Origin of the sequence: Aeromonas sp. Prich7-2, from assembly GCF_017939255.1 — a bacterium.
Classification (GTDB): Bacteria; Pseudomonadota; Gammaproteobacteria; order Enterobacterales; family Aeromonadaceae; genus Aeromonas; species Aeromonas caviae.
This window is the reverse complement of record NZ_JAGKRI010000115.1, coordinates 1-1,607: the sequence shown is the minus strand read 5'-3', so window position 1 is coordinate 1,607 and position 1,607 is coordinate 1. Positions and strand designations below refer to the sequence as shown.

The window sequence follows — 1,607 nt, the reverse complement described above, 5'->3', positions numbered from 1 at the left end:
TGCGTGGCAGGAAATAACAGAGAAGTTGGAGTGGGCAATGGTGTATTTATCCAAAAACGGCAAAAAGAGTAGGCAGAGAAAATCCAAGCAAAACAACACGTTAGACGGTATTATTAATTCGCTTGCCGCTTAAGGTTCTGTACATGGATAGTGATTAGCATTAATAATGGTCATAGGCTTCGCGCGTGTTGATTTTGTTTGGCGATAAAATTAGATCACAAACGAAGCCTTTTTTATATCTATTTCAATTGGTTGGCGCTAAAGATCCTGTACATGTATCCGGCCTAGTTCTTCCATTACGGTCTACACCAAAATGTTCAATGTAAAGTTCAGGTTCTATGATTTTAAAGTCTGGGCGATAGTCAAAACCAATATCGATGCGCCGTTTGGTCACATATGGAGACTCATACTTATACTCAACACCATTTTCATAAAGGAAATTTGCTATAAGGAGTTCCTGGTAACCCTTAACGAGATCACTGTTGAGGGTTCTGAATTCGTTGTCCCTGATATACGCTTCATATTCTGACTTTGACTTAAAATCAAAAGGGTTAACGGGTTCTGGGAACAAGTTTATAAAGTCATAAATTCTATCGATATCCGATGATAAATATTCTTCAAGCCATGAGGTGACCCATAGTTTTAGTTTTACGTCATCCTCAGTAAAAATAGATATGTTGGTATCAACGTTTGAATTACGTAGGATCATCCTGCCTAACGCATGGAAAGTAGCAATCTCTGGAGTCGATTCTAGCTCAATATTAGATTTCTTAGCTTTATCTTCGAGGCGTTCACGTAGTTCGTTTGCAGCGGCATTGTTATATGCAAGAACCAAGATCTCCGATGGCTTTGCTAATCCTCGGTCTATCAGATCGAGGGTTTTAGCAACCATGACAGATGTTTTTCCAGTACCAGCTGCTGCAAGCACCATATTCCTATCATTGGAACGTAATACGCCCAAACGCTGTTCATTAGTTAATGGATTTGATTCTACGACATCAAAGAACTCTTTTCTTTTTATAAGTTGATACTCTTCATGCTGCTCGCGTATGTAGTCAATATTAAGAGGATGATATGATATTAGATTTTTTACCTTCTCTATTAGTTCAGGATTTAAATATCTTTCCCATTGTTCGCACTGGGCCTGATAGTCGTGGCTTAATGAAGTACATATTTGAGCAAGATTGTTCACCCAAGAATCTCTTGGGTACTCGTCAAAAGCAAGACTATAAAACTCGGTAACTTTCTGCTCTATTGTTGTTGTAATATGCTTTGCTATTAAATTATTTAGCGACTCAACGAAGCTATCTGAATCAGTACATCTAATAAATTTTTGTTTTTTAGTCTTACATCCAATTTTATAGGTAAGTATCCCGCCTAGAAATTTTCTTTCAAAAGTTGCAAAACTCCTGAAATCGGGTGCAGAATCATTTTCTAAAATAGTATCTTTTTTTGAGGTTACTAAGGAAGGTGCGAACAAGTCCCTGATATGAGATCATGTTTGTCATCTGGAGCCATGGAACAGGGTTCATCATGAGTCATCAACTTACCTTCGCCGACAGTGAATTCAGCAGTAAGCGCCGTCAGACCAGAAAAGAGATTTTCTT

1 protein-coding gene and 1 pseudogene are annotated in these 1,607 nt (G+C 38.1%); one reads left to right on the top strand and one right to left on the bottom strand.

Annotated elements, in window-relative coordinates; genetic code table 11:
- A pseudogene (locus J9892_RS15855) lies at window positions 1-133 on the top strand (IS4 family transposase); the annotation flags it as partial.
- A gap of 111 nt (window positions 134-244) precedes the next feature.
- Here J9892_RS15855 and J9892_RS15850 read toward each other — a convergent pair.
- Window positions 245-1,192, bottom strand: coding sequence for a UvrD-helicase domain-containing protein (locus J9892_RS15850; RefSeq protein ID WP_349237049.1), 948 nt, complete (start codon window positions 1,190-1,192; stop codon window positions 245-247).
- Between the last annotated feature and the right edge of the window lie 415 nt (window positions 1,193-1,607).